The organism is Variovorax nitratireducens, assembly GCF_051216545.1.
In the GTDB taxonomy this organism is placed as follows: domain Bacteria; phylum Pseudomonadota; class Gammaproteobacteria; order Burkholderiales; family Burkholderiaceae_C; genus Variovorax.
Map to the genome: position 1 here is coordinate 53,690 of NZ_JBPJZO010000004.1, position 26,335 is coordinate 80,024.

The 26,335-nt window shown below is 66.5% G+C and carries 29 protein-coding genes; 22 read left to right on the forward strand and 7 right to left on the reverse strand.

Annotated features, from left to right (window positions below; translation table 11 throughout):
- Position 1: 1 nt before the first annotated feature.
- The 15 genes from pilW (at position 2) to ACSFA8_RS12415 (ending at position 15,069) form a co-directional block, all read left to right on the forward strand.
- A complete protein-coding gene (gene pilW / locus ACSFA8_RS12345) occupies positions 2-823 on the forward strand; it encodes a type IV pilus biogenesis/stability protein PilW (protein ID WP_435479813.1) in 822 nt (273 codons plus the stop codon).
- A 61-nt stretch (positions 824-884) separates the two neighbouring features.
- Positions 885-1,745, forward strand: a complete 861-nt coding sequence (locus tag ACSFA8_RS12350; RefSeq protein WP_435479814.1) for a helix-turn-helix domain-containing protein — start codon at positions 885-887, stop codon at positions 1,743-1,745.
- A gap of 5 nt (positions 1,746-1,750) precedes the next feature.
- Positions 1,751-3,028 (forward strand): flavodoxin-dependent (E)-4-hydroxy-3-methylbut-2-enyl-diphosphate synthase, encoded by a 1,278-nt coding sequence (gene ispG / locus ACSFA8_RS12355; protein ID WP_435480210.1) that lies wholly within the window; start codon positions 1,751-1,753, stop codon positions 3,026-3,028.
- 13 nt (positions 3,029-3,041) lie between these two features.
- A complete protein-coding gene (gene hisS, locus ACSFA8_RS12360) occupies positions 3,042-4,391 on the forward strand; it encodes a histidine--tRNA ligase (RefSeq protein WP_435479815.1) in 1,350 nt (449 codons plus the stop codon).
- 6 nt (positions 4,392-4,397) lie between these two features.
- Entirely contained in the window at positions 4,398-5,093 is a 696-nt protein-coding gene (locus ACSFA8_RS12365; protein ID WP_435479816.1) for a YfgM family protein, read from the forward strand.
- A 7-nt stretch (positions 5,094-5,100) separates the two neighbouring features.
- Positions 5,101-6,243: an outer membrane protein assembly factor BamB gene (bamB, locus tag ACSFA8_RS12370; RefSeq protein ID WP_435479817.1), complete on the forward strand. Its 1,143-nt coding sequence runs from the start codon at positions 5,101-5,103 to the stop codon at positions 6,241-6,243.
- Positions 6,244-6,262: 19 nt separating this feature from the next.
- A complete protein-coding gene (gene der / locus ACSFA8_RS12375; RefSeq protein WP_435479818.1) occupies positions 6,263-7,612 on the forward strand; it encodes a ribosome biogenesis GTPase Der in 1,350 nt (449 codons plus the stop codon).
- 154 nt (positions 7,613-7,766) lie between these two features.
- On the forward strand, positions 7,767-8,012 hold the full coding sequence (hfq, locus tag ACSFA8_RS12380) for an RNA chaperone Hfq (RefSeq protein WP_162566896.1): 246 nt from the start codon (positions 7,767-7,769) through the stop codon (positions 8,010-8,012).
- A 59-nt stretch (positions 8,013-8,071) separates the two neighbouring features.
- The gene (hflX, locus tag ACSFA8_RS12385; protein ID WP_435479819.1) at positions 8,072-9,253 is read left to right on the forward strand and encodes a GTPase HflX; all 1,182 of its coding nucleotides are present in this window, start codon (positions 8,072-8,074) and stop codon (positions 9,251-9,253) included.
- Between the two features lie 78 nt (positions 9,254-9,331).
- On the forward strand, positions 9,332-10,705 hold the full coding sequence (hflK, locus tag ACSFA8_RS12390) for an FtsH protease activity modulator HflK (RefSeq protein WP_435479820.1): 1,374 nt from the start codon (positions 9,332-9,334) through the stop codon (positions 10,703-10,705).
- A gap of 14 nt (positions 10,706-10,719) precedes the next feature.
- Positions 10,720-11,634 (forward strand): protease modulator HflC, encoded by a 915-nt coding sequence (gene hflC / locus ACSFA8_RS12395; RefSeq protein ID WP_435479821.1) that lies wholly within the window; start codon positions 10,720-10,722, stop codon positions 11,632-11,634.
- 13 nt (positions 11,635-11,647) lie between these two features.
- Positions 11,648-11,836 carry a DUF2065 domain-containing protein gene (locus tag ACSFA8_RS12400; protein WP_435479822.1) on the forward strand — a complete coding sequence of 63 codons (189 nt, stop codon included), beginning with the start codon at positions 11,648-11,650 and terminating at the stop codon, positions 11,834-11,836.
- 76 nt (positions 11,837-11,912) lie between these two features.
- A complete protein-coding gene (locus ACSFA8_RS12405) occupies positions 11,913-13,064 on the forward strand; it encodes an ATP phosphoribosyltransferase regulatory subunit (protein ID WP_435479823.1) in 1,152 nt (383 codons plus the stop codon).
- A gap of 25 nt (positions 13,065-13,089) precedes the next feature.
- Positions 13,090-14,421, forward strand: coding sequence for an adenylosuccinate synthase (locus ACSFA8_RS12410; protein WP_435479824.1), 1,332 nt, complete (start codon positions 13,090-13,092; stop codon positions 14,419-14,421).
- Positions 14,422-14,544: 123 nt separating this feature from the next.
- Positions 14,545-15,069 carry a phosphoribosyltransferase gene (locus ACSFA8_RS12415; protein WP_286543028.1) on the forward strand — a complete coding sequence of 175 codons (525 nt, stop codon included), beginning with the start codon at positions 14,545-14,547 and terminating at the stop codon, positions 15,067-15,069.
- On the opposite strand, the gene ACSFA8_RS12420 is transcribed toward ACSFA8_RS12415, so the two are convergent.
- Positions 15,047-15,505 carry a VOC family protein gene (locus ACSFA8_RS12420; RefSeq protein ID WP_435479825.1) on the reverse strand — a complete coding sequence of 153 codons (459 nt, stop codon included), beginning with the start codon at positions 15,503-15,505 and terminating at the stop codon, positions 15,047-15,049. The genes ACSFA8_RS12415 and ACSFA8_RS12420 overlap by 23 nt on opposite strands.
- A gap of 594 nt (positions 15,506-16,099) precedes the next feature.
- Here ACSFA8_RS12420 and ACSFA8_RS12425 point away from each other — a divergent pair.
- Together ACSFA8_RS12425 and ACSFA8_RS12430 are read left to right on the forward strand one after the other, a co-directional pair.
- A complete protein-coding gene (locus ACSFA8_RS12425) occupies positions 16,100-17,305 on the forward strand; it encodes a PLP-dependent transferase (RefSeq protein ID WP_435479826.1) in 1,206 nt (401 codons plus the stop codon).
- Between the two features lie 90 nt (positions 17,306-17,395).
- Positions 17,396-17,599 carry a hypothetical protein gene (locus ACSFA8_RS12430; protein WP_435479827.1) on the forward strand — a complete coding sequence of 68 codons (204 nt, stop codon included), beginning with the start codon at positions 17,396-17,398 and terminating at the stop codon, positions 17,597-17,599.
- 60 nt (positions 17,600-17,659) lie between these two features.
- On the opposite strand, the gene ACSFA8_RS12435 is transcribed toward ACSFA8_RS12430, so the two are convergent.
- A complete protein-coding gene (locus tag ACSFA8_RS12435) occupies positions 17,660-18,304 on the reverse strand; it encodes an arylesterase (RefSeq protein ID WP_435479828.1) in 645 nt (214 codons plus the stop codon).
- 15 nt (positions 18,305-18,319) lie between these two features.
- Here ACSFA8_RS12435 and ACSFA8_RS12440 point away from each other — a divergent pair, with 15 nt between their 5' ends.
- Positions 18,320-19,006: an ABC transporter ATP-binding protein gene (locus ACSFA8_RS12440; protein WP_435479829.1), complete on the forward strand. Its 687-nt coding sequence runs from the start codon at positions 18,320-18,322 to the stop codon at positions 19,004-19,006.
- Between the two features lie 255 nt (positions 19,007-19,261).
- Entirely contained in the window at positions 19,262-20,008 is a 747-nt protein-coding gene (rlmB, locus tag ACSFA8_RS12445; protein ID WP_435479830.1) for a 23S rRNA (guanosine(2251)-2'-O)-methyltransferase RlmB, read from the forward strand.
- A gap of 95 nt (positions 20,009-20,103) precedes the next feature.
- Here rlmB and ACSFA8_RS12450 read toward each other — a convergent pair whose 3' ends face one another.
- The 4 genes from ACSFA8_RS12450 to ACSFA8_RS12465 all read right to left on the reverse strand — a co-directional run bounded on the left by ACSFA8_RS12450 (position 20,104) and on the right by ACSFA8_RS12465 (position 22,544).
- On the reverse strand, positions 20,104-20,274 hold the full coding sequence (locus ACSFA8_RS12450; protein ID WP_286543041.1) for a hypothetical protein: 171 nt from the start codon (positions 20,272-20,274) through the stop codon (positions 20,104-20,106).
- A gap of 92 nt (positions 20,275-20,366) precedes the next feature.
- Positions 20,367-21,338: an aldo/keto reductase gene (locus ACSFA8_RS12455; protein ID WP_435479831.1), complete on the reverse strand. Its 972-nt coding sequence runs from the start codon at positions 21,336-21,338 to the stop codon at positions 20,367-20,369.
- 19 nt (positions 21,339-21,357) lie between these two features.
- A complete protein-coding gene (locus ACSFA8_RS12460; RefSeq protein ID WP_435479832.1) occupies positions 21,358-21,957 on the reverse strand; it encodes a chromate transporter in 600 nt (199 codons plus the stop codon).
- Positions 21,954-22,544, reverse strand: a complete 591-nt coding sequence (locus ACSFA8_RS12465) for a chromate transporter (protein WP_435479833.1) — start codon at positions 22,542-22,544, stop codon at positions 21,954-21,956. Before ACSFA8_RS12465 ends, ACSFA8_RS12460 begins: the two co-directional genes overlap by 4 nt.
- 122 nt (positions 22,545-22,666) lie before the next feature.
- Between ACSFA8_RS12465 and ACSFA8_RS12470 the strand changes: the two genes are divergently transcribed.
- The 3 genes from ACSFA8_RS12470 to ACSFA8_RS12480 all read left to right on the forward strand — a co-directional run bounded on the left by ACSFA8_RS12470 (position 22,667) and on the right by ACSFA8_RS12480 (position 25,207).
- On the forward strand, positions 22,667-23,116 hold the full coding sequence (locus tag ACSFA8_RS12470; RefSeq protein ID WP_435479834.1) for a CHRD domain-containing protein: 450 nt from the start codon (positions 22,667-22,669) through the stop codon (positions 23,114-23,116).
- A 134-nt stretch (positions 23,117-23,250) separates the two neighbouring features.
- Positions 23,251-24,372: a patatin-like phospholipase family protein gene (locus ACSFA8_RS12475; protein ID WP_435479835.1), complete on the forward strand. Its 1,122-nt coding sequence runs from the start codon at positions 23,251-23,253 to the stop codon at positions 24,370-24,372.
- A gap of 52 nt (positions 24,373-24,424) precedes the next feature.
- Complete coding sequence (locus tag ACSFA8_RS12480) at positions 24,425-25,207, forward strand: 3-hydroxybutyrate dehydrogenase (protein WP_435479836.1); 783 nt, start codon at positions 24,425-24,427, stop codon at positions 25,205-25,207.
- 133 nt (positions 25,208-25,340) lie between these two features.
- On the opposite strand, the gene ACSFA8_RS12485 is transcribed toward ACSFA8_RS12480, so the two are convergent.
- The gene (locus tag ACSFA8_RS12485; RefSeq protein WP_435479837.1) at positions 25,341-26,300 is read right to left on the reverse strand and encodes a bifunctional helix-turn-helix transcriptional regulator/GNAT family N-acetyltransferase; all 960 of its coding nucleotides are present in this window, start codon (positions 26,298-26,300) and stop codon (positions 25,341-25,343) included.
- Positions 26,301-26,335: the final 35 nt, after the last annotated feature.

Here is a 26,335-nt window from a genome sequence, read left to right on the forward strand (position 1 = left end):
AATGAGCAACGTTATTCCCGGCTGGCTGATCCGTGCCGCCTTTCTCGCGGCTGCAGCGGTGACGCTGGCCGGCTGCGCGAACAAAGGTGGCCCGGTCGCCAGCACCGCCGGCCACGGCACTGAAATGGCGACCGACTCCGACGAAGGCAGCGGCCGCAAGCGCGCACGCATCCGCCTGGAACTCGCGATCGGCTATTTCGAAGCCGGCCAGCCCACGGTGGCGCTCGACGAAATCAAGCAGTCGCTGTTCGCCGATCCGACCTACGCCGAAGCCTACAACCTGCGAGGCCTGATCTACATGCGTCTCGACGATGCCGGGCTGGCCGAAGACAGCTTCCGCCGCGCGATCGCGCTCAATCCGCGCGAACCGAACACGATGCACAACTACGGTTGGCTGCTGTGCCAGCAGAACCGCTACAACGACGCGATGCAGCAGTTCGGCCAGGCGCTCGCAATGCCGGGCTATGCCGACACCGCCAAGACGCTGATGACCCAGGGCGTGTGCCAGATCCGCGCAGGCCAGCGTGCCGAGGCCGAGAAGACCCTGCTCAAGGCCTACGAGATCGACGCCGGCAATCCGGTGACCGGCTACAACCTGGCGGCGCTGCTCGTTCAGCGCGAAGACTGGACGCGCGCGCAGTTCTATGTGCGCCGCGTCAACAACAGCCCCTCGGCGAATGCCGAAACGCTGTGGCTCGGCATCAAGATCGAACGCAAGCTCAACAACCGGGAAGCGCTGGCTCAACTGGCCGGCCAGTTGCAGCGGCGGTTCCCTCAGTCGCGGGAGGCGATTGCATACGAGCGCGGAAATTTCAATGATTGAGCGAGCGAGTGAGTTTGGTGCCTCGGCCGCAGTGCCGCTGGTTGCCGGAGACAGTTCGCTCATGACTGCCGGCGACATGCTGCGCCAGGCGCGCGAGGCGCACGGGCTCCACGTTGCGGTGGTGGCGGCCGCACTCAAGGTTCCGACGCAGAAGCTCGAAGCGCTCGAGAACGACAACATCGACGCGCTGCCCGACCCGGTATTCGCGCGCGCATTGGCCGCCAGCGTTTGCCGAGCGCTCAAGATCGACCCGGCGCCGGTGCTGGCCAAGCTGCCGGGCGCGTTGCGCCCCGGGCTGGCCGATGCCGACCGCACCATCAGCACCCACATCCGTTCGGGCGCCCCCCACCAGGGGCGCAGTTCGGGAGGCGCGCTGCCTTCACGCGCCTTGATGGCCGTGGTGATCCTGCTGCTGGTGGGCGCGGCCGCACTCTTCTGGCTGCCGCAGGCGGTGTTCGATCAACTCAGTGGCACGGTTTCCCGGTGGATGGCCCGCTCCGAGTCGACCGCTGCGAGCACGGAACCGGCAAACGCGGCATCCCCGGCGACGGCCGGCACCGTGGTCGAATCTGTGACGCCGCCCGCGCCGGCCGTCGAGCCGATGCCTCCGCCTGCTGCAGCACCCATCGCGGCCGCGCCGGCGCCTGCGGCACCCGCCCTGACGGCCGCCACTCCCGGTGGCAACGTGCTGGTGTTCACTGCACGCGCAGATTCATGGATCACCGTGACCGAGCCCGGTGGCAAGCAGGTGTTGCGCCGCACCGTGCAGGCCGGTGAAACGGTCGGTGTTTCGGGCACGCTGCCGCTCGCTGTGGTGGTGGGACGCGCATCCGGCATCGACGTGCAGGTGCGCGGCAAGCCGTTCGACCTTGCGCCATTGGCCAAGACCGGTGGCGTGGCCCGCTTCGAGGTCAAACCGTGAATGCGCTGAACGGTACGCCCTGCCTGCCGATCGAGCCGGCCGCGCCGGGCGCGCGTCGCTCGCGCCAGGCCCAGGTGGTCTGGGGCCCGCGCACCGTGACGGTCGGTGGCGACGCGCCGGTGCGCGTGCAGTCGATGACCAACACCGACACGGTCGATGCCATCGGCACTGCAATCCAGGTCAAGGAGCTGGCGATTGCCGGCTCCGAGATGGTGCGCATCACGGTCAACACGCCTGAAGCCGCGGCGCAGGTGCCCTACATCCGCGAACAGCTCGACCGCATGGGCATCGACGTGCCGCTGATCGGCGACTTCCACTACAACGGCCACCGTTTGCTGACCGACTATCCGGCCTGCGCCGAAGCGCTCAGCAAGTACCGCATCAACCCCGGCAACGTGGGCAAGGGCGACAAGAAGGACAAGCAGTTCGGCCAGATGATCGACGCTGCGATGCGCTGGAACAAGCCGGTGCGCATCGGCGTCAACTGGGGCAGTCTCGACCAGGAACTGCTCGCGAGCCTGATGGACATCAACAGCCAACGCCCCGAGCCGTGGGATGCCAAGTCGGTGATGTACGAGGCGCTGGTCACGTCGGCGATCGATTCCGCCAAGCTGGCCGAGTCGATGGGCATGAACGGCAACCAGATCATCCTGAGCTGCAAGGTCAGCGGTGTGCAGGACTTGATTTCGGTCTACCGCGAACTGGCAAAGCGTTGCGACTACACGCTGCACCTCGGCCTGACCGAAGCCGGCATGGGAACCAAGGGCACTGTGGCCTCGGCCACGGCGCTGTCGATCCTTCTGCAGGAGGGCATCGGCGACACGATTCGCGTGTCGCTCACGCCGCAGCCGGGCGAGTCGCGCACGCAGGAAGTGCTGATCGCCAACGAGATCCTGCAGGCGCTGGGCCTGCGCGTGTTCGTGCCGAGTGTCACGGCCTGCCCGGGCTGCGGCCGCACAACGAGCACCACTTTCCAGGAACTGGCCAAGCAGATCGACGACTATCTGCGCCTGCAGATGCCGCTGTGGCGCAAGAAGTACCCGGGAGTCGAAACGCTGAAGGTGGCCGTGATGGGCTGCATCGTCAACGGCCCCGGCGAGAGCAAGCACGCCGACATCGGCATCAGCCTGCCGGGCACCGGCGAGGCACCTGCCGCGCCCGTTTTCATCGACGGCCAGAAGGCGCTTACCTTGCGCGGCGACAACATCGCGAACGAGTTCCACCAGCTGGTCGAAACCTACATCGAAAAGCGCTTCGGCGGCGAACACGCCGTCGTCGCCTGACATCCCCGTATCCATGGCCGACAAACTGAATGCCGTCAAAGGCATGAACGACATATTGCCGCCCGAATCGGCGCGCTGGGAGTGGCTCGAGGCCATCGTGCGTGAGTTGATGGGGCGCTACGCGTACCGCAACGTCCGCACGCCGATCCTGGAGCACACGGCGCTGTTCGTGCGCGGCATCGGTGAGGTGACCGACATCGTCGAGAAGGAGATGTACGCCTTCGAAGACCGCTCCGACAAACACGGGCAGGCGGAGCATCTCGCCATGCGGCCCGAAAACACCGCGGGGCTCGTGCGTGCGGTGGTCGAGCACAACCTGTTGTACGACGGACCCAGGCGCCTTTGGTACACCGGCCCCATGTTCCGGCGCGAGAAGCCGCAGCGTGGCCGCTACCGGCAGTTCCACCAGATCGGCGCCGAGGCGCTCGGCTTCGCCGGGCCGGATGTCGATGCCGAGCTGATCCTGCTGGCCGCCGCGCTGTGGAAGGAGATCGGCCTGGTCGACGTGCGCCTCGAACTCAACAGCCTGGGCCAGCCGGCCGAGCGTGCGCGGCATCGCGCGGAGCTCATCGCGCACTTCGAGCAGCATGCCGACAAGCTCGACGAAGACGGCAAACGCCGCCTGCACAGCAACCCGCTGCGCATCCTGGACACCAAGAACCCGGCCATGAAGGACGTGGTCGAGTCGGCACCGAGGCTCATCGACTTTCTGGGTGCCGAATCGCTCGCGCACTTCGAGGGGCTCAAGGCCATCCTCGACGCCAATGGTGTCGCCTACACCATCAATCCGCGCCTTGTTCGCGGCCTGGACTACTACAACCTCAGCGTGTTCGAGTTCGTGACCGACCGGCTTGGCGCTCAGGGCACGGTGTGTGCGGGCGGCCGCTACGACGACCTGATCGTGCAGATGGGTGGCAAGCCGGCACCCGCGGTCGGCTGGGCGCTCGGCGTCGAGCGCGTGCTAGCGCTGCTGGAAGAGCAGGGCGCGAAGATTCCGGCGGCGAGCCCCGACGCCTATGCCGTGGTGGCCGATGCCGCGGCCATGCCGCAGGTGCTGCGCACGCTGCAGCAGCTGCGCGCGACCGGCGTCAGCGTGCAGATGCATGCGGCAACGGCCGAAGGCCTCGCCAGCTTCAAGTCGCAGTTCAAGAAGGCGGACGCCAGCGGTGCACGTTTTGCGCTGATCTTCGGCACCGACGAACTCGCCCGTGGCGAGGTCACGGTCAAGTCGCTGCGCGGCGGCGGTGCCCAGGTGGCCCGCCCCCTCACCGAGGTGGCCCACTGGGCCGCCACCCTACAATCCCCGGCTCCCCAGGAAACGCCGGGCCGCTCCCAGGTTTCCGGGGCCCCAACAACCAATTGACAGCGCATGGCAACACCTCTCGATCTCGAAGAACAGGAACAGCTCGACCAGTTCAAGCATTTCTGGAACACCTGGGGCACCCTGATCACCTCGGTGCTGATGGTGGCGGCACTCGCCATTGCCGGCTGGAACGGCTGGCAGTACTACCAGCGCAGCCAGGCGGCCCAGGCCGCCGCGCTCTACGACACGCTCGAGCGCAACGTAGAAGCCGGCGACCCGGCCCTGGTCGATCGCACCTTCGGTGAAATGAAGGAGCGCTTCGGCACCACGATCTATGCGCAGCAGGCCGGCCTGCTGGCTGCGAAGGCGTTGCACGACAAGGGCAATGCAGACGGCTCGCGCGCTGCGCTGACCTGGGTCGCCGACAAGGCGATCGATCCGGGCTACCAGGCGATTGCCCGCCTGCGGCTGGCGGCCGAGCTGCTCGACAGCAAGGCCTACGACGACGCGTTGAAGCAACTCGGCGCCAGCTTTCCCAAGGAATTCGAGCCGCTGGTGGCCGACCGCAAGGGCGACATCTACCTGGCGCAGGGCAAGCGCGACGAGGCGCGGGCCGAGTACCAGAAAGCCTGGTCGGCGTTCGAGCCACGCACCGATTACCGACGCCTGGTGGAGATCAAGCTCAATGCGGTCGGCGTCGACCCGCAAACCCTGAAACCTGCAAACAGCGCCGCGGCGCCTGCAGCTCCCAAACAACCCTGATCGCACCATGAATTTCAAGCGTTTTGTGTCTGCAGCGCCCGTCCTCCGTGCGGGAGCTGCCATTGTTTTGACAGCAACACTGGTCGCCTGTTCGAGCACCAGCAAGCCGAAGCCGGCCGAGTTGCCGACCAACGTGGCGCTGCTCGGCGTGCGCCAGGCCTGGAACGTGAAGGTGCCGGCGGTCAGCTTCGGACTGCAGACCAATGTGAGCGGCGACACGGTCACGGTGGCCGGTGCCGATGGCACGGTGGTCGCGATCGACGCGCGCACCGGTGCCGAGAGCTGGCGCGCCAGTGCCGGCGCACCGCTGTCGGCCGGTGTCGGCAGCGATGGCTCCATCGCCGCCGTGGTCACCAACAGGAACGAGCTCGTCGCGTTGCAGGGCGGCAAGGTGCTCTGGAAGCAGCAACTCACGGCCGAGACCTTCACCGCGCCGCTGGTGGCCGGCCGCCGCGTATTCGTGCAGACCGCCGACCGCACCACCAGCGCGTTCGACGGCCAGAGCGGCCGCCGCCTGTGGGTTCAGCAGCGCAGTGCCGAGAACCTCGTGCTGAAAAAGCCAGGCGTGCTGATCGCCGTGGGCGACACGCTGGTTACCGGCATCGGCGGCCGCCTGGTCGGCATCAACCCGGCCAACGGTTCGTCGCGCTGGGAGTCGCCGATCGCGGCGCCGCGTGGCACCAACGACGTCGAGCGCCTGGTCGATCTGACCGGCAGCGTGAGCCGCGTGGGCGACAGCGTCTGCGCGCGTGCCTACTACGCCAGCGTGGGCTGCGTCGACACGGCACGCGGCGCGCTGGTCTGGAGCAAGCCGGCGGTCAGCGCCGAAGGCGTCGGTGGCGACGACCGCTTCCTGTTCGGCACCGAATCCAACGGCAACCTCACCGCTTGGCGTCGCGCCGACGGCGAACGCGCCTGGCAATCGGACCGCCTCAAGAACCGCGAGCTGACTGCGCCGCTCGCCGTGGGACGCTCGGTCATCTTCGGCGACAGCACCGGCTTGCTGCACTTCGTTTCGCGCGAAGACGGCGCCCCGCTCAATCGCCTCAGCGTCGACGGCTCGGCCATCGTCGCGGCGCCGGTGCTGGCAGCCAACACGGTCGTGGTCGTCACCCGCAATGGCGGCGTGTTCGGCTATCGCCCGGAATAACCGAGTTGAAAGACCGACCATGAAGCCAGTCATCGCTCTGGTCGGGCGCCCCAACGTCGGCAAGTCGACGCTGTTCAACCGACTGACCCAGACCCGCGACGCCATCGTCGCCGACTTCGCGGGGCTCACGCGCGACCGCCACTATGGCAACGGCCACCAGGGCAAGCGCGAGTTCATCGTGATCGACACCGGCGGCTTCGAGCCCGATGCCGGCAGCGGCATCTTCAAGGAGATGGCCAAGCAAACGCGCCAGGCGGTGGCCGAGGCCGACGTGGTGGTGTTCGTGGTCGACGCGCGCGAAGGCATTTCGGCGCAAGACCACGACATTGCCAAGGAACTGCGGCGGCTCGGCAAGCCGACCGTGCTGGTGGCCAACAAGGCCGAGGGCATGCAGGACGGCACGCGGTTGGTCGACTTCTACGAACTGGGCCTGGGCGACGTGCATGGCGTGTCGGCGGCGCACGGGCAGGGCATTCGCGACCTGGTCGACCTGGCGCTCGACCCGCTGAACTTGCCCGAACCTGAGGACGAGGAAGACGACGGCGAGGCCAAGCCGATCAAGCTGGCCGTGGCCGGGCGTCCGAACGTCGGCAAGTCGACGCTGATCAACACCTGGCTCGGCGAAGAGCGCCTCGTCGCCTTCGACCTGCCGGGCACGACGCGCGACGCGATCACCGTGCCGTTCGAGCGCATGGGCCAGCGCTTCGAACTAATCGACACAGCAGGGCTGCGTCGCAAAGGCCGGGTGTTCGAGGCGATCGAGAAGTTCTCGGTGGTGAAGACGCTGCAGGCCATCGAGTCGTCCAACGTGGTGCTGCTGCTGCTCGACGCGACCCAGGGCGTGACCGATCAGGATGCCCACATCGCGGGCTACATCCTCGAATCGGGCCGCGCCGTGGTGATTGCCATCAACAAGTGGGATGCGGTCGACAGCTACCAGCGCGAGCAGATCCAGCGCCAGATCGAAACCCGGCTGCCGTTCCTGAAGTTCGCGGCGTTGCATTTCATTTCGGCGATCAAGCGGCAGGGGCTCGGGCCCGTGTGGCAATCGATCGCGCAGGCCCACAAGTCGGCCACGCGCAAGATGTCGACCCCCGTGCTTACGCGCCTGTTGCTCGAAGCCGTGCAATTCCAGTCGCCGCAGCGGGCCGGCATGTTCCGCCCCAAGATGCGCTACGCGCACCAGGGCGGCATGAATCCGCCGGTGATCGTGATCCACGGCAATTCGCTGGAGCATGTGACCGACTCGTACAAGCGCTTTCTCGAGGCGCGGTTCCGCAAGGAATTCGAACTGGTCGGAACGCCCATGCGCATCGAGTTCAAGACCTCCACCAACCCCTATGCCGACAAGCCCGGCCAGAAGGGTTGACGCCGGAAGACGGCAGTTGAACCATTGCTCGCTGCAAAGTTCCGGCGAATAAGAGACGTTATTTTTTCAGGGCCATTGCCCCGCGTGCTGCAGCGCGGAAACCCTGTGTTAAGGTCACCTTTCCTATAACTCTTCCTTGAACACGGAGAATATCGTGAGCAACAAAGGGCAACTTTTGCAAGACCCGTTCCTGAACACTTTGCGTCGGGAGCATGTGCCGGTTTCCATCTATTTGGTGAACGGTATCAAGCTACAGGGTCAGATCGAGTCTTTCGATCAGTACGTCGTTCTGCTGCGCAACACCGTCACCCAGATGGTCTACAAGCATGCGATTTCCACCATCGTTCCGGGCCGCGCGGTCAACTTCTCGGCTGCCGAGAGCGACGACGCGGCTGCTTGAGCGGTACGCGGCGCGACGGCATCGCCCGTCGCGCCTTTCCTTGATCGGTACGCATCCGTTTGTCTGAGCTGACTTCACAACAGGAAGGCGCCGCCGTTCTCGTCGGCGTGGACTTCGGGTTGCCTCATTTCGACAGCGAACTGGAGGAACTCGGCCTGCTCGCGCAGACCGCGGGACTGCAGCCGGTGGCGCGCATCGTGTGCAAACGCAAGGCACCCGACGCGGCCCTGTTCGTGGGCAGCGGCAAGGCCGACGAGATCAAGGAACTGGCCGAACTCCATCGCGCGAGCGAGGTGATCTTCGACCAGACCCTGAGCCCGGCCCAGCAGCGCAACCTCGAGCGCCAGCTCGACCTGGCGGTGTACGACCGGACGTTCCTGATTCTCGAAATCTTCGCCCAGCGTGCGCGCTCGCACGAAGGCAAGCTGCAGGTCGAGCTTGCGCGGCTGCAATACCTCAGCACGCGCCTGGTGCGGCGCTGGTCGCATCTGGAGCGTCAGACCGGCGGTGCAGGGGTGCGCGGCGGCCCGGGCGAAAAGCAGATCGAGCTCGACCGCCGCATGATCAGCGAGTCGATCAAACGCACGCGCGAACGGCTCGTCAAGGTGCAAAAGCAGCGCGGCACGCAACGCCGCCAGCGCGAGCGGCGCGCGACCTTCAACATTTCGCTGGTCGGCTACACCAACGCCGGCAAGTCCTCACTGTTCAATGCGCTGGTAAAGGCGCGCGCCTATGCGGCGGACCAACTGTTCGCCACGCTCGATACCACCACCCGCAACCTCTACCTCGGCACGACCGCGGAAGGCGGGCGGCGGCAGGTTTCCATTTCCGACACGGTAGGGTTCATTCGCGATCTGCCGCACGGACTGGTCGACGCCTTCAAGGCCACGCTGCAAGAGGCGGTCGATGCCGACCTCCTGCTGCACGTGGTCGATGCCTCGAATCCGAACCATCCCGAGCAGATGGCCGAAGTGCAGCGCGTGCTGGCCGAGATCGGAGCCGACACCGTGCCGCAACTTCTGGTGTTCAACAAGCTTGATGCCCTTGAAAGCGCGCAACATCCGCTGCATCTGCAGGACGAGATCGAAGTCGAGGGCGTCCAGGTGCCGCGCATTTTCCTCAGTGCCCACACGGGCCAGGGCGTGCCGGCGCTGCGGGCCGAGTTGGCTTTGCGTTCCGGGTCCGTCGGTCCGGCCATGACCTTAGAGGCCGACGCTGAATTGCACGACGCAGCCCCTTGATTGGGCACAATCCCGCCACTGACGAGAGAAGAAGCCAAACGAATGAATGCAATGCCAGTGTGGAGACGGTTTCAGGGCATGTTCAACCTGAACGACGGCCGATGGGGCCGGGGCGACGACACGTCGACCAATGGTGAACAACGCCCGGCTGGCAATCGGCCCGATGGCGAGCCGCCGGCTGTGCCGCCACCGCCACCGCCCCCGTCGCCCCCGCCGCAGTCGAATCGTCCGCGCGGCCAGGGCCCGAACCAGGGCCCGCCCGATCTCGATGAACTCTGGCGCGATTTCAACCGCAAGCTCGGCGGGCTGTTCGGCGGCGGACGCGGCGGCGACAACAACAACCGCTCCACCGGCGGCGGCAATGGCGGCGGCTTCCAGCCCGACATGAAAAACGCGGGCTTCGGTCTCGGGCTGGTGGCTGGCGTTGCCGTGCTGATCTGGCTCGGCACGGGATTCTTCATCGTGAACGAAGGCCAGCAGGCCGTCATCACGCAATTCGGCCGCTACAAGACCACGGTCGGCGCGGGCTTCAACTGGCGCCTGCCTTACCCGATCCAGCGCCACGAACTCGTGGTCGTGACGCAGATCCGTTCCACCGACGTGGGCCGTGACAGCATCGTGCGCTCAACCGGTCTGCGCGAATCCGCCATGCTGACCGAGGACGAGAACATCGTTGAAATCAAGTTCGCCGTGCAATACCGCCTGAGCGATGCTCGTGCCTACCTGTTCGAGAGCAAGAGCCCGAGCGACGCGATCGTGCAGGTGGCCGAAACGGCAGTGCGCGAAGTCGTTGGCAAGATGAAGATGGACAAGGCGCTTGCCGACGAGCGCGACCAGATCGCGCCGCGCGTGCGCGCCCTGATGCAGACCATCCTGGACCGCTACAAGGTCGGCGTCGAGGTGGTCGGCATCAACCTGCAGCAGGGTGGCGTGCGTCCGCCCGAGCAGGTGCAGGCCGCCTTCGACGACGTGCTCAAGGCCGGCCAGGAACGCGAGCGCGCCAAGAACGAAGCCCAGGCCTATGCCAACGACGTGATCCCGAAAGCGACCGGCACCGCCTCGCGCCTCAAGGAAGAGTCGGAAGCCTACAAGGCCCGGATCGTGGCGCAGGCGCAAGGTGACGCCGGCCGCTTCAGCCAGGTGCTGACCGAGTACCAGAAGGCGCCGCAGGTGACGCGCGACCGCATGTACACCGATGCCATGCAGCAGATCTACGCGAGCACCACCAAGGTGCTGGTCGATTCGAAGCAGGGTTCGAACCTGCTTTACCTGCCGCTCGACAAGCTGATGCAGATGACCGGGCAGGGCGCGAGCCCCACGCCCAGCGATGCGGCAAGCCCGAACGTGGCGGGCACGGCGCCCGCCCAGTCCTCGGTGATTCCGGTCGCTCCGGCGTCCAGTGGCGAGACGCGTGCCCGCGATGGCCGCTCACGTGACCGCGACGGTCGCTAAGCGGGGAACAAGAAATGAACAGAATCGGATTCATCGCAACGTCGATCCTGGTGGCGCTTGCGCTGCTGAGCTCCACGCTTTTCGTGGTCGACCAGCGCCAGTTCGGCGTGGTCTACCAACTCGGCCAGATCAAGGAAGTGATCACCGAGCCCGGCCTCAATTTCAAGATGCCGCCCCCGTTCCAGAACGTCTCGTACATCGACAAGCGCCTGCTGATGCTGTCGAGCCTCGACACCGAGCCGATGCTCACCGCCGAGAAGCAGCGCGTCGTGATCGACTGGTACGTGCGCTGGCGCATCAGCAACCCGTCGGAGTACATCCGCAATGTCGGCCTCGACGAGAGCGCCGGCGCGATGCAACTCAACCGCGTGGTGCGCAATGCGTTCCAGGAAAACATCAACAAGTACACCGTGCGTGACCTGATCTCGGCCAGCCGCGAGAAGCTCATGGCCGATGTGCAGCGCGAGGTGCTTGCGGTCGTCAAGGGGGCCAAGCCCTGGGGCGTGGACGTGGTCGACGTGCGCATCACGCGGGTCGACTATGTGGAAGCCATCACCGAGTCGGTGTACCGCCGCATGGAGGCGGAACGCAAGCGCGTCGCCAACGAATTGCGCTCGACCGGCTTTGCCGAAGGCGAAAAGATCCGCGCCGATGCCGACCGTCAGCGCGAAGTGACGGTGGCCAACGCCTACCGCGACGCGCAGAAGATCAAGGGTGAAGGCGATGCGCAGGCTGCCACCGCGTATGCCGAGGCATTCGGCAAGGATCCGCAGTTCGCGCAGTTCTATCGCAGCCTCGATGCCTACAAGCAGAGCTTCAACAAGAAGAGCGACGTGATGGTGCTCGACCCGTCGTCAGACTTTTTCCGCGCGATGCGCGGTTCCGGGTCGAACACGGTGAACCCGGTGGCGCCGCCCAGCCGCCGCTAAGCAGGCCGCGGCGATGAGCTCCGAGGTTTTCTGGAGCGCACTGGCCCTGGTGCTGGTGATCGAAGGCGCCATGCCGTTCCTCTCGCCGGGCAACTGGCGCAAGGGCTTCCTGCAGTTGCTGCAATTGCGCGACGGGCAACTGCGCTTCTTCGGGCTCTGCAGCGTCCTGCTCGGCCTGGCGCTGCTCTGGCTGGCGAACTAGCCGTCCGGGCGCGGCCGCGGTCGGTGCACCCGGGGCACCCGGTAGAATCCGCGTTTAACCCACGCCTCCTTTTCCCATGTCCGCTTGGGTCCTCCCGGATCACATTGCCGATGTGCTGCCTTCAGAGGCGCGCCACATCGAAGAACTTCGCCGTCAGCTGCTCGACACCGCCCGTGGCTATGGCTACGAGCTGGTGATGCCGCCGATGCTCGAGCACCTGGAATCGCTGCTTTCCGGCACCGGCGAGGCGCTCGACCTGCAAACTTTCAAACTGGTCGACCAGCTCTCGGGCCGCACGATGGGCCTGCGCGCCGACACCACGCCGCAGGTGGCGCGTATCGATGCGCACCTGCTGAACCGGCGCGGCGTGGCCCGGCTCTGCTACTGCGGCCCGGTGATCCACACCCGGCCGGATCGACCACACGCCACGCGCGAGCCGCTGCAGTTCGGCGCAGAAATCTACGGCCACGCCGGCCTCGAGGCCGATACCGAAACCCTGTTGCTGGCGCTCGACTGCTTGCGCGCCGCCGGTGTGGGCGAGGGGGTGCTGGTCGATCTGGCCGATGCCCGCATCGTGCATTCGCTGCTCGCCGACGTGCCGGTCGACGCCCCGGTGCTGGCGCGCGTGCATGCGGCACTTGCCACCAAGGACAGCAGCGAACTGCGCGCGTTGACGCGAGACTTCCCCGTGGCCGCACGCGAAGGCCTGCTCGCGCTGGTGCAGCTCTACGGCGATGCGGCGGTGCTCGCCGAGGCTGAAAAGGCGCTCAAGGGATCGCCTGCCGTGCGCGAGGCGCTGAACGATCTGCGCCAGCTCGCCACCCGCCTGCGCGGCGCCAATGTGAGCTTCGACCTGTCGGATCTGCGCGGCTATGCCTATTACAGCGGCATGCGCTTCGGCATTTACGTCGAAGGCGCGGCCGATGCGCTGGTGCGCGGCGGCCGCTACGACGAAGTCGGCGCCGTGTTCGGCCGCAACCGGCCGGCCGTCGGCTTCAGCCTGGATCTGCGCGAACTGGTCGAAGTGCTGCCGGCCCGGCCCCTGCGCGCCGCGGTGCGTGCGCCCTGGAGCGATGCCACCGGCCTGCGCGACGCGATCGCGTCGCTGCGCCGGCAGGGCGAAACCGTGGTCTGCGTGCTGCCCGGCCATGACAGCGAGATCGACGAGTTCCATTGCGACCGCGAGCTCGTCGAGCGTGCCGGTCAATGGACCGTCAAAGCCATCTGAATTTCTGTTTGAGAAGCGAGTAGACATGAGCGTTACCACCGGAAGAAACGTGGTCGTCGTAGGCACCCAGTGGGGCGACGAGGGCAAGGGCAAACTGGTCGACTGGCTGACCGAAAGCGCCCAGGGCGTGGTGCGCTTCCAGGGCGGCCACAACGCGGGCCACACGCTCGTCATCAACGGCGTGAAGACGGCACTGCATCTGATCCCCAGCGGCATCATGCGTCCGGGCGTCAAGTGCTACATCGGCAACGGCGTGGTGCTGTCGGCCGGCAAGCTGTTCGAAGAAATCGAGGGGCTCGAGAAGGCCGGCGTCGAGGTTCGTTCGCGCTTGCGCATCAGCGAAGCCTGCCCGCTGATCCTGCCGTTCCATGCCGCGCTCGACATCGCGCGCGAGAACTACCGCGAGAAGGGCGGGGTCGAGAAGATCGGCACCACCGGTCGCGGCATCGGCCCGGCCTATGAAGACAAGATCGCGCGCCGCGCACTGCGCGTGCAGGATCTGAAGCACCCGGAGCGCTTTGCCGCCAAGTTGCGGGTGCTGCTCGACCTGCACAACCATGTGCTGACGCAGGTGCTGAGCGCCTCGGCCATCGACTTCGACATGGTGTTCGAAGAAGCCATGCGCCATGCCGAACTGCTCAAGCCGATGATGGCCGACGTATCGCGCGAACTCAACGATGCGCACCGCAACGGCGCCAACCTGCTATTCGAAGGCGCGCAGGGCACGCTGCTCGACGTCGACCACGGCACCTATCCGTATGTCACGTCCAGCAACTGCGTGGCCGGCAATGCGGCCGCCGGTTCGGGCGTGGGCCCGGGCATGCTGCACTACATCCTGGGCATCACCAAGGCCTATTGCACGCGCGTGGGCGGCGGCCCGTTCCCGACCGAGCTCGACTGGGAGAAGCCCGGCACGCCCGGCTATCACATGAGCACCGTGGGCGCCGAGAAGGGCGTGACCACCGGGCGCAGCCGCCGTTGCGGCTGGTTCGACGCGGCGCTGCTCAAGCGCTCGGCGCAGGTCAATGGCCTCTCGGGCCTGTGCATCACCAAGCTTGACGTGCTCGACGGCCTGGAAAAGCTGGAGCTCTGCACCGGTTACGAACTCGATGGCGAGATCACCGACATCCTGCCGATGGGCGCGGACGAAATCGAGCGCTGCACGCCGATCTACGAAACGCTTGAAGGCTGGACCGAAAGCACGGTCGGCGTCACGCAATACGACAAGCTGCCGGTCAACGCGCGGCTCTATCTGCAACGCATCGAGCAGGTCACGGGCGTGCCGATCCACATGGTGTCGACCAGCCCGGATCGTGATCACACGATCATGATGCGGCACCCGTACCTTGCGGATTAGGCTCTCCCCCAGGCTTGCCCACTTCGTGTGGCCGCCAACTCCCTTCCGGGGGCAACACCAGCGGGCCGGCAAAGCCGGTTCCGCGGTGTTTCACGAATGAGTAAAGACCGAAGGAATCCACGCATGTTGACCGAAGACGGCAAGCACCTCTACGTGAGCTATGACGAGTACCACAACCTGATCGAGAAGCTCGCGATCAAGGTGCATCAGTCGGGCTGGGAGTTCGACAACATCCTGTGCCTGGCGCGCGGCGGCATGCGCCCGGGCGACATGCTCTCGCGCATCTTCTCCAAGCCGTTGGCAATCATGTCGACCAGCTCCTACCGGGCCGATGCGGGCACCGTGCAGGGCCATCTGGACATCGCGCGCTTCATCACCACGCCCAAGGGCGAGATTGCCGGCAAGGTACTGCTGGTGGACGACCTGGCCGACTCCGGCCACACGCTGCATGCGGTGGTCGACATGCTGCGCACCCAGTACAAGCCGATCACCGAGCTGCGCACTGCCGTGATCTGGACCAAGGCGTTGTCGACGTTCACGCCCGACTACTCGGTCGAGTTCCTGCCGACCGATCCGTGGATTCACCAGCCCTTCGAAGGTTACGACACCCTGGGGGTCGAGAAGCTCATCGAGAAGTGGTCGGTGTGAGCATGGCGGTGTAGCGCCGCTGCATCTCCTCCGGCGAGATGTCTTCGATGCTATGCCCGATGTTCCAGCGGTGGCCGAACGGGTCGATGAAGCTGCCCGAGCGTTCGCCGTAGAACTGGTCTTGCGCCGCCATCTGCAGCGTGGCGCCGGCCTCGATGGCGCGCCCGATCACGGCGTCGGCATCGTCCACATGCAGGTGCAGCGTCACTGGCGTGGCGCCGATGCTGCGGGCGCCGCGGATATCGTATTCAGGAAACTCGTCCGACAACATCAGGGTGCCGCCGCTGCCGAAGTCGAGTTCGGCATGGCCGATGCGGCCGGTCGGTTCGGTGAGCCGGAATTTCTCGGTAACGCCGAACACTTTGCCGTAGAAGGCGATGGCAGCGGCCGTGTCGTGCACGCAGAGGTAGGGAAAGAGTTCATGAATGATGGCCATGGCAACACTCCGTTCGCGGCAAGGAAGGCCCGATTCTGCGGGCACTGACGGTGCGGTGTCTTGGGGAAAATTGAAGGCATACGGTCTTGCATCGAAGATTTCGATCCAGCGTTGATTTGAGCGCTCAGCTTCCCGGGGGCGCTTAGGTTCTGAGGCGGGATCGGGGCGCGGAGGTTCCGGGGCGGGATCAGGGCGGTGGGGCACGCTGCTCCGCGAATGTCCCCCGGCCTGCGGCCTCCTCCTTTATTTCGCTGCGCAGCGTGCCCCACCGCCCTGATCCTGGACGCAGCGTGACTGTTCGCGCTGAACATGCAGAGCGTGCCCAAGGCCGATGGTGGTGGGTGGCCCCTGCAGCGAAATAAAGGAGGAGGGCGAAGCCCGGGGGACATTCGCGGAAGGGGCCACCCGCCGCCAGCGGCCCGCCCCGAACGCCGAGCCCGAACGCCGAGCCCGAACGCCGAGCCCGAACGCCGAGCCCCCATCGGCCCACCTCAAGCGCAGAGCCCCTTGGCCTGCCCCGAACGCCAGTCGCCAGCGCCAGCCCAAGCCCCCTCTGCCGGCAACGTGCTGCCTTGTGCAGCTAGCATTGGCGGCATGCGCCATCAACCCATCACCGATCTCATTCATCACCCCTACCAGCCGCCCGCCAGGTTCGCGGCACCACAGCCCGGCGTCTACAAAGCCTCGACCGTGTTCTTTGCCGACGTCGCCGCGATGCGCGCTCGCGACTGGAAGACCAAGGCCGGTTATACCTACGGCTTGCATGGCACGCCGACCACCTTCACGCTTGAAGAGCGGCTGGCCACCCTCGAAGGCGGTACCCAGTGCCTGCTGGTGCCGAGCGGCCTGGCCGCCATCTCGCTGGTGTGTTTCGCCTTCCTGAAGACCGGCGACGAGGTGCTCCTGCCCGACAACGCCTATGGCCCGAACAAGGCGCTGGCGGCGGGCGAGCTGGCCAACTTCGGCATCACGCACCGCAGCTACGACCCGATGAACCCCGGCGATCTGGCGGCCAAGCTGTCGGAACGCACCAAACTCGTGTGGGTGGAGGCGGCGGGCTCGGTGACGATGGAGTTTCCAGACCTGCCGGCGCTGGTCGGCATCTGCCGCGCGCGCGGCGTCATCACCGCGCTCGACAACACCTGGGGCGCCGGCCTGGCCTTCGCGCCCTTCGATTTCAACGGAACGGGGCAGGGCGTGGACGTGTCGGTGCACGCCCTCACCAAGTACCCGAGCGGCGGCGGCGACGTGCTGATGGGCAGCGTGGTCACCCACGACGACGGGCGTCTGCACCAGGCGCTCAAGCTCACGCACATGCGCATGGGTATCGGCGTGGGCGTCGGCGATGTAGAGACGCTGCTGCGGTCGTTGCCAAGCATTGCGCTGCGCTACACGGCGCACGACCGCGCCGCGCGCGAGCTGGCGCGTTGGCTCGGCGCGCGCGACGAGATCGTCCAGGTGCTGCATCCGGCCGTCGCTGGCTCGCCGGGCCACGCCAACTGGCGCGCACTCTGCGGTGCCGCCGACCTGGCCGCGGGGCTGTTCTCGGTGGTGTTCGACGAGCGCTTCAGCAGCGAGCAGGTCGACCGCTTCTGCGACGGCCTGAAGCTGTTCCGGCTCGGCTATTCCTGGGGCGGCCCGATCAGCCTGGTGGTGCCTTACGACATCGGCCTGATGCGCGACGCCAGCGTGGCGCGCTGGCCGCACAAGGGTACGCTGGTGCGTTTCTCGATCGGACTGGAAGCGGTTTCCGACCTTCAGGCCGACCTTGCGCAGGCGCTCGACGGCATGGCGTCCTGACGCCTCGCCGGCGCGTTTTCGCGCTGTCCTTTATCGCTTACAGTGGGGTGCAGATTTTGCCCCGCTTCCGGGGCGCGCATCAGGAGCAACATGGCCGCACCCAACTACGGATACGAGAAGCGTCAGAAAGAACTGGCCAAGAAAAAGAAGAAGGAAGAAAAGCTGCGCGACAAGGCCAATCGCAAGCTGGGCCCGAGCAGCGAAGGCCTGATGCCGGGCGACCCGGAAACCGACGTGGCCTCGCTCGAGCGCGACGCGCCGATCGTGCCGTTGCTGCCGACGAAGAACGGCTGAGCCGACACTGCTGCACCTTTCCGACCGAAGCCGCCGCCTGCCGGGTGCAGGGGCGGCTTTTTATTTGAGCAGCTTCCGCAGTTCCGGCCAGATGTTGTCGAGGATGCGCGGATGCGCCGCGGCGACGGGGTGAATCCGGTCGGCCTGGAACATCGCCGTCGCGTCCGGCCCATCGGCCACGCCCTTGAGCATGAACGGCACCATCGGCACCTTGCTGATCGTGCTCACGCTCGCGAAGATCTTCGAGAAGCTGTTGAGGTAGGCCATGCCGTAGTTCGGCGGCACCTGGATACCGACGATCAGCACCTTGGCGCCTGCGGCTTTCGAGGCGTCGACCATGGCTGCAAGATTCGCCTGCGTCTGCGTGACGGGCAGGCCGCGCAACGCATCGTTCGCGCCGAGTTCGATCACCACAGTGTCCGGCTTGTGCTGGTTCAGCAAGGCAGCAAGGCGTGACTTGCCGCCGGCCGTGGTCTCACCGCTGATGCTGGCGTTGACGATGCGCGCAGGAATCTTTTCCTTGGCCAGCCGCTGCTCAAGCAGCGCAACCCAGCCTTCGCCGCGCTTCAGGCCGTACTCGGCACTGAGCGAGTCGCCCATGATCAGCACCGTGGGCCCGGTGCCCGATTGGGCCCACGCGGCGGCGCCCGGAAGACCCGCCGCGATGGCCAGCGTGGCAGTCGAGATAAAGTGTCTGCGATTCAAAACGAGAGCCTTTCAATGTCCGCACCCCGAGCCGAGCAGATCGTTGCCGTCGAACATGTTTTCAAGTCCGTCACCGACTCGACCGGTACGCTGGACATTTTGCAGGACATCGATTTCACCCTCGGTGCCAGGGAGACCGCCGCCATCGTCGGCGCCTCCGGCTCGGGCAAGAGCACGCTCCTGTCGATCGTTGCCGGACTCGACACGCCGACGCGCGGCACGGTCAGGCTGGCCGGTGCCGACATCTTCGCCATCGATGAAGACGACCGTGCCGCGCTGCGCGCGCAGAAGGTCGGCTTCGTGTTTCAGAGCTTCCAACTGCTGGCAAACCTCAGCGCGCTCGAAAACGTGATGCTGCCGCTCGAACTGGCCGACCGGAGAGACGCACGCAAGGCGGCCACCGAAATGCTCGGCCGCGTCGGCCTGGGCCAGCGGCTCGGCCACTATCCCAAGGTGCTGTCGGGCGGCGAGCAGCAGCGCGTGGCGCTGGCCCGCGCCTTCGTCGTGCAGCCGGCCTTGCTGCTGGCCGATGAGCCCACCGGCAGCCTCGACTTCGCCACCGGCGAGCAGGTGATGGAACTGATGTTCGACCTGAACCGCGAACTCGGCACCACGCTCGTGCTCGTGACGCACGACCGCGGCATCGCGGCGCGGTGCGAGCGCCGCATCACGATCGAGGCAGGCCGCGTCGCAAGTCCATGATCATTCCCGCGCACTGGGCCGAGGGGCGAACCCAGCAGCGTGTCGGGGGGCGCTAGATCACGGTGCGGCGCACTAGCGCATCTACCGAACGCCGGCCGGCTTTCGCCTGCTGGCCATGCACTGCACCTTCGCGCCGGCGGATCCCGTGGTGGCCGAGTGCTTCAGGCAGCTCGGCGTCGACAAGGTCTACGCGCATGTGCCCCGCGCGCAGAGCGAACTGCCAATCGCCTGAGCAGGCCCGCGGATAATCCCCGCATGTCTTCCCCCAAAGTGATTTTCGGCTTCCATGCCGTAGGCGTGCGCATCAAGACCGCGCCGCAATCGGTGCTCGAGGTGTTGTTCGATGTGAGCCGGCGCGATGCGCGCATGAAGCAGTTCATCGCCCGTGCGCAGGACGCCGGCGTGCGGCTGGTCGAAGCCGACGCGCTGCGCATTGCCAAGCTGGCCGGCAGCCACGGGCACCAGGGCGTGGCTGCGCGCGTGGAGCCGATGGCGCAAACCCACTCGCTCGACGAACTGCTCGAAGGCCTCGAAGCGGCGGGCACCGTGCCGCTGCTGCTGGTGCTCGACGGCGTGACCGACCCGCACAACCTCGGCGCCTGCCTGCGCGTGGCCGACGGCGCGGGCGCGCACGCGGTGATCGCGCCGAAGGATCACGCGGCCGGCATCAACGCCACCGTGGCCAAGGTCGCGAGCGGCGCGGCCGAAACCGTGCCGTACTTCATGGTGACCAACCTCGCGCGCACGCTCGGCGAACTCAAGGAACGCGACATCTGGTGCGTCGGCACCAGTGACGACGCGCCCCGCACGCTTTATCAGTGCGACCTGAAGCGCGCCGTGGCGCTGGTCCTGGGGGCCGAAGGCGAGGGCATGCGCCAACTCACGCGCAAAACCTGCGACGAGCTCATCAGCATCCCGATGGCGGGTGCGGTGGAAAGCCTTAACGTCTCGGTGGCCAGCGGCGTCTGCCTCTACGAAGCTCTGCGCCAGCGCGGCGGCTGAATGCGAAAGACGCCAACCCCGACGAACATCCGCTAGCCGCACATCGACCTACAGCTCGGCGAAGTCCTCGAGGGTGGGCAGCGCGAGCGGATCGATCAGGATGGATCCTTGCTCCGCGTACGGCTCACTGCACTGAAGATGCCGAGACCGAGAATGATCAGCGCGCCGATGCCGATGTAGAGCGTAGGCACGCCGGCGACCGAGGCGCCCCAGATAACGCCGGCCATAAAGATCAGAAACCCGACCATGTAGAGCGCGAAAGACATCGTTTTTCTCCAGGAACTGTGATGCGCTGAAGTATCCGGAACCCGGCAGCGGCACGACCCGGCGAGCGTCGCCAGTTGCTGTGGGAATGTGCCTACTGTCTGGCCTTGGCGATTTCGGCGCTGGCGGCGTCGAGCAGCGCAATCGATTCGGGGGGGAGCTGGAGCTGTGCCGCTGCCACCAGTTCTTCGAGCTGTTGCATGGAGGTTGCGCTCGCGATCGGCGCCGTGATCGCCGGGCGCGCGATCTGCCAGGCGATGGCGACCTGCCCGGGCTTCGCGCCGAGCGCGCCGGCCACCTGGTCGAGCGCGTCGAGGATGCGCAGGCCGCGCGCGTTGAGGTACTTCTTCGTCGTGTTCGCGCCGCGCTGGCTCTTGCCGGCATCGGCCGCGCTGCGGTATTTGCCGGTGAGGAAGCCTGCGGCCAGCGCATAGAAGTTGATCACACCCACGCCGCGCGCCAGGCACAGCGGCTCCAGCGCCTCTTCGAACACCGCGCGGTCGTACAGGTTGTAGAGCGGCTGCAGGCTTTCGTAGCGCGGCAGTCCGAGCCGGTCCGACACGTCGAGCGCCTCGGCCAGCCGAGGCGCCGTGAAGTTCGAGGCGCCGATGGCGCGCACCTTGCCGGCCTTGATCAGTTCGGCGAAGGCGCCGAGCGAGTCTTCCATCGGCGTATTCGGGTCGTCGTCGTGCGACTGGTACAGGTCGATGTGGTCAGTCTTCAGGCGCTGCAGCGACGCGTCCACGGCCGCGCGGATGTACGCCGGCGCGAGACCGGTCTTGCCTTCGCCCATCGGCTTGCCGACCTTGGTGGCCAGCACCACCTGGTTGCGCTTGCCGCTCTGGCGCAGCCATTTGCCGATGATGGTTTCGGATTCGCCGCCACCGTGGCCGGGCACCCAGCTCGAGTACACGTCGGCGGTGTCGATGAAGTTGAAGCCGGCGTCGAGCCAGGCGTCGAGCAGGCGGAACGACAACGCTTCATCGACCGTCCAGCCGAACACGTTGCCGCCGAAGGCCAGCGGAGAGACTTGAAGGCCGGAGCGGCCGAGGGCGCGGAGTTGCAAGACGATGTCCTTTCGAAGTTCAAACAAAGCCGAGGGCGCCCAGCGTCGCACCCGCGCCGAGTAGCCAGAGCAGATGGATACGGGTGCGCCACACCACCAGCGCGGCAACACCGCTGACCAGCCAGAGGTGCCAGTTCGGCACGCCGACGGCATGGTTGCCGTTGGCCAGCACCCAGCCGGTGGCGATCAGCAGGCCGATCACGATCGGTGCCATGCCCTGTTTGAAGGCGCGCACGCCGCGCCGGTCGCGGTTGCGATGGCCCCAGCGCGTCGCGAGGTAGGTGAGGGTGGTGCTCGGCAGCATGATGCCGACCATCGTGGTCATGAGGCCGAACAGGCCGAGCGCCCAGGCATGCCAGCCGGCGCCGATGCCGCCACCGGCGTTGATGCCGACGTTCCATCCCATCAGCGCGACGAACAGCACGTTGGGCCCCGGGGCGGCCTGCGCGATGGCCACCGAAGAGGTGAACTGCGCGTCGCTGAGCCAGCCATGTTCGACCACCAGGTAGCGGTGCATGTCGGGCACGGTGGTGATGGCGCCGCTGATCGAAAGCAGCGACAGCATCAGGTACTGCGCGAACAGGCCCAGCCAATCCTGCCAGTGCATCACGAAGGTCATGCCGGGATCTTTCGCCAGGTCCACGCGCAGGCCGCGCCCCCGAAAGCCAGCAGCACCCACAACAGGGGCCAGCGCAAACCTGCGATTGCGATGGCGACGACGGCAACGAACGCGAGGCACACGCCGAACCCCAGCGGGTGCCGGCGCAACTGCGGTACCAGCTTGATGCCGGTCGCAGCGATCAGGCCGCCTGCCACTGCGCCCATGCCGCGCAGCGCGCCCGCCACCTGCGGATGGCCGGCGTACTGCGCATAGAGCAAGGCCAGCGCGAGGATCACGAACAGGGGCACGGTGAGCATGCCGGCCACCGCGGCAATAGCGCCACGCAGGCCGAAGTATCGGTCGCCGATCATCAGCGACAGGTTGACCACGTTGGGGCCGGGCAGCACCTGCGCCACGGCCCAGTCTTCGAGAAACTGGTCGGGGCTGAGCCAGCGCTTCTTTTCGACCATTTCGCGCTGCACCACGGCCAGCACGCCGCCGAAACCCTGCAGGGCCAGCCAGGTGAAAGAGAGAAACAGGTCGCGTGGAGATTCGGGGCGGGCAAGTTCGGCCGGTAAGGCCGTCCCGGCGGGGGCTGGAGGCATGGGCACGATTATGGGCCGGGCCGGGCGGATACGTGCAGCGCCAAGTCGCGGCAGTGGCCGACATGACGGCGCGGCAACGCGGGCCTATGCTGATCCGGTTCAACATTGAAGGAGTCAACACCATGAACCAATACGGCACTTTGCTGCGTGCTTCCCTTGTGGCCGGTATCGCCACCGTCGCGCTCGCAGGCTGCGGAATGATGGGCGCGTCCAAGACGACGAGCTTCAGCGGCGCCATGAACGCGGCGAGCCAGGTTCCGCCCAACATGACGCGCGGCAGCGGCATGGCCGAGGCCTGGCTCAACAAGGACACCAACGTTCTCAAATACAAGATCACCTACAGCGGCCTGAGCGGCCCGGCCACGGCGGCGCATTTCCACGGCCCGGCCTCGGCCGGCGAGAACGCAGGCGTGGTGCTGCCGTTCGCCAGTGCCGCCAGCCCGATTGAAGGGCAGGCCACGCTCACCCCGGCGCAAGCGGCGGATCTGATGACCGGCAAGTGGTACGCCAACGTGCACACGGCCGCCAACCCGGCCGGCGAGATCCGCGGGCAGCTGCTGCCGAAGATGTAAGTCAGCTTGGTCAAAGGAGGCTGGTGTCCAATGACGGCATGAGCACGCCGTCCACGAAAACCCCTCCTTCCCGCAGCTCCCGGCCCACCCGCGCTTCCTCTCCCGCTTCCCCCGCTTCTCCCGCTCTCCCGGACATGCGCTTCGCCCGCAAGGCCCTGGTCTTGCAGGGCGGCGGCGCGCTGGGCTCCTACCAGGCCGGCGTGTACGACGCGCTGAGCCGCCATCGGGATCAGCCGCAATGGATCGCGGGTGTCTCGATCGGTGCCATCAACGCGGCGCTGATTGCGGGCAACGCACCTGAGCGGCGCGTCGCGCGGCTGCGCGAGTTCTGGGAACTCGTGTCATCCGGCCCGTCGCAACGGCTGCCGAGCTGGATGGGCGACCGCGCCACGCTCAACCAGTGGAGCGCCAACCTCGCGACGCTGTTCGGCGTTCCCGGCTTTTTCAAGCCACGCGTGTCGCCGCAGCTCCTGCTCGGCGGCGCCGCACCGCTGCTGAGCTACTACGACACATCCCCGCTCAGGGAAACGCTCGAGCGGCTGGTCGACTTCGATCGCATCAATGCGCGCGAAGTGCGCTTGAGCGTGGGGGCGGTCAATGTGCGCAATGGCAATTCGGTCTATTTCGACAACGCCGTGCAGAAGATCGGCCCCGAGCACATCATGGCCAGCGGCGCGCTGCCACCGGGCTTCGCGCCCGTCGAGGTCGACGGCGAGCAATACTGGGACGGTGGGCTCGTTTCCAACACGCCGCTGCAGTACGTGCTGGACAACCAGCCGCGCAGCGAAGCGCTGGTGGTGCTGCAGGTCGACCTGTTCAATGCGCGCGGTCCGTTGCCGACGACTTTGTCGGAAGTCATGGAGCGGCAAAAGGACATCACCTACTCGAGCCGCACCCGCATGAACACCGATGCGCTGGCCGCCAACATGAACTTGCAGCAGGCCATTGCCGACCTTATCGACAAGCTGCCGGCGGGCCTGCGCAACGACCCGAGCGTGGAAGCGATCCAGTCGCAGCTCACCCACCAGCCGATCGACATCTTTCACCTGATCTACCGCGACAAGCCCTACGAGCGCGACTCGAAGGACTATGAGTTTTCGCGCGCCACGGTCGAGGAACACTGGGAAGCCGGCGCCCGCGACATGCTCTGTACGCTCGGGCATCCCGAAGCGCTGCGCAGCGACGTGCAGAGCAACGGCGTAACCACCTTCGACCTCGGCGAGCCGGGCCAGATCCGCGTCAAGCGGCCGATGTAGACCGAGCAAACCTTAGGCTTTACTCCATTCCTCCGCAATCAAGGAACACACCATGCAACTCAAGGACAAGGTCGCTTTCATCACCGGCTCGGCCAGCGGCATCGGCAAGGAGATCGCCATCGTGTTCGCGCAGGAAGGCGCGAAGATCGTGATCGCGGACCTGAACAAGGCGGCGGCCGATGCCACCGCCGCTGAACTCAAGGCGACGGGCGCCGAGGCCATCGGCGTGGGCGTCGACGTCACCAGCGAAGATCAGGTCAATGCCGCGGTCGAAGAGGCCGCTGCGGCGTTCGGCGGCATCGACATCCTGATCAGCAATGCCGGCATCCAGATCGTGCATCCGGTCGACGAGTTCAGCTTTGCCGACTGGAAGAAGATGCTGGCGATCCACCTCGACGGCGCGTTTCTCACCACCCGGGCGTGCCTGAAGCACATGTACGCGCAGGGCCGCGGCGGCAGCGTGATCTACATGGGTTCGGTGCACTCGAAAGAGGCTTCGGTGCTCAAGGCACCGTACGTCACGGCCAAGCACGGCCTGATCGGCCTGTGCAAGACGGTCGCGAAAGAGGGCGCGAAGCACGGCGTGCGTGCCAACGTCATCTGCCCCGGCTTCGTGCGCACCCCGCTGGTCGAAAAGCAGATTCCGGAGCAGGCCAAAACGTTGGGCATCACCGAAGAACAGGTCATCAAGAACGTGATGCTCAAGGAAACCGTGGACGGCGAGTTCACCACCACCGACGACGTGGCGCGCGTGGCGCTCCTGTTCGCGGGCTTCCCGACCAACGCGCTGACCGGACAGTCGCTGGTGGTGAGCCACGGCTGGTTCATGCAGTGATTGTTGCTCGCCCCCAGGCTGCGCGGCACTGCGTGTCCGCTTCGCCAACCCCCTGCCGGGGGCAACACCGGCGGCCCGGCGGAGCCGGTTCCGCGGTGTTCCGCGAAGAACTTCCGCCCCTAAGGTCGCCCGCCTAGAGTTTCAGCGTCCAGGTTTCGCCGATCAACTGCTGTCCGAAGCCTTCGTAGGGTTCCGATTTGGTGAGGCGGAAGCCGCGTGCGGCGTAGATGCCGCGCGCGGCGGAAAGGCAGCTGTTGGTCCACAGCACCATCGTCTTGTAGCCCTTGCGGCGGGCGAAGGCGATGCATTCGTCGGTGAGGCGTCCGCCGAGGCCCAGGCCGCGCGCTTGCGGCGCAAGGATCAGCATGCGCAATTGCGCCGTGTTGGCCGACTTGCGCGCCAGGAACACGGCGCCGACCCGTTCGCCATTGAGTTCGGCGATCCAGCAGCGCTCCCATTCGGGCTGGAACTTGCGCAGGAACCGGCCCGCGATGTCGGCGACCAGCCCCTCGAACTCGGCGTTCCAGCCGTACTCGCGTGCGTAGATTTCGCCGTGCTGCTGCACCACCCAGCCGATGTCTCCGGGCGCCGGGTCGCGCAGCACAGCGGTGACCGGTTTCGTGGAGGCGGGCCGCTCGGGGTCGAGCAGCGTCTGCACGGTGGCCATGGCTTCGACCAACTGCTGGCGCTCGGCCGCGGCGAGCGGCGCCAGCAGTCCGGCGGCCTCGTCGCGCGATCGCTGCTGCAGCGGTGCGAAAGCGGCGTGGCCGGCTTCAGTCAGTGCCAGCAGGCTCTGGCGGGCATCGGCGGGGTGGGGGCGGCGTGAGAGCCAGCCCGCCTTGTCGAAGCGGCGCAGGATGCGGCTCAGGTAGCCGGCGTCGAGCCCGAGCGCTTTGCCGATCTCGCTGGCGACCGGTTTTTCGCGGTGTGCCAGCGCGTAGAGCACGCGCACGTCGGTCAGCGGCATCCCGCTGCCGAGGTAGCCGCCGAGCGCGCCGATGCGCGCGGTGTAGAAGCGGTTGAACTGGCGCACCGCCTTCACGGCGGCGGCATCGGGTGCGTGCGGGCCGGTCGACATGGTTGCCATTGTCATTCAATGTAGTTGACAAAGGCAACTATTTACCTGTG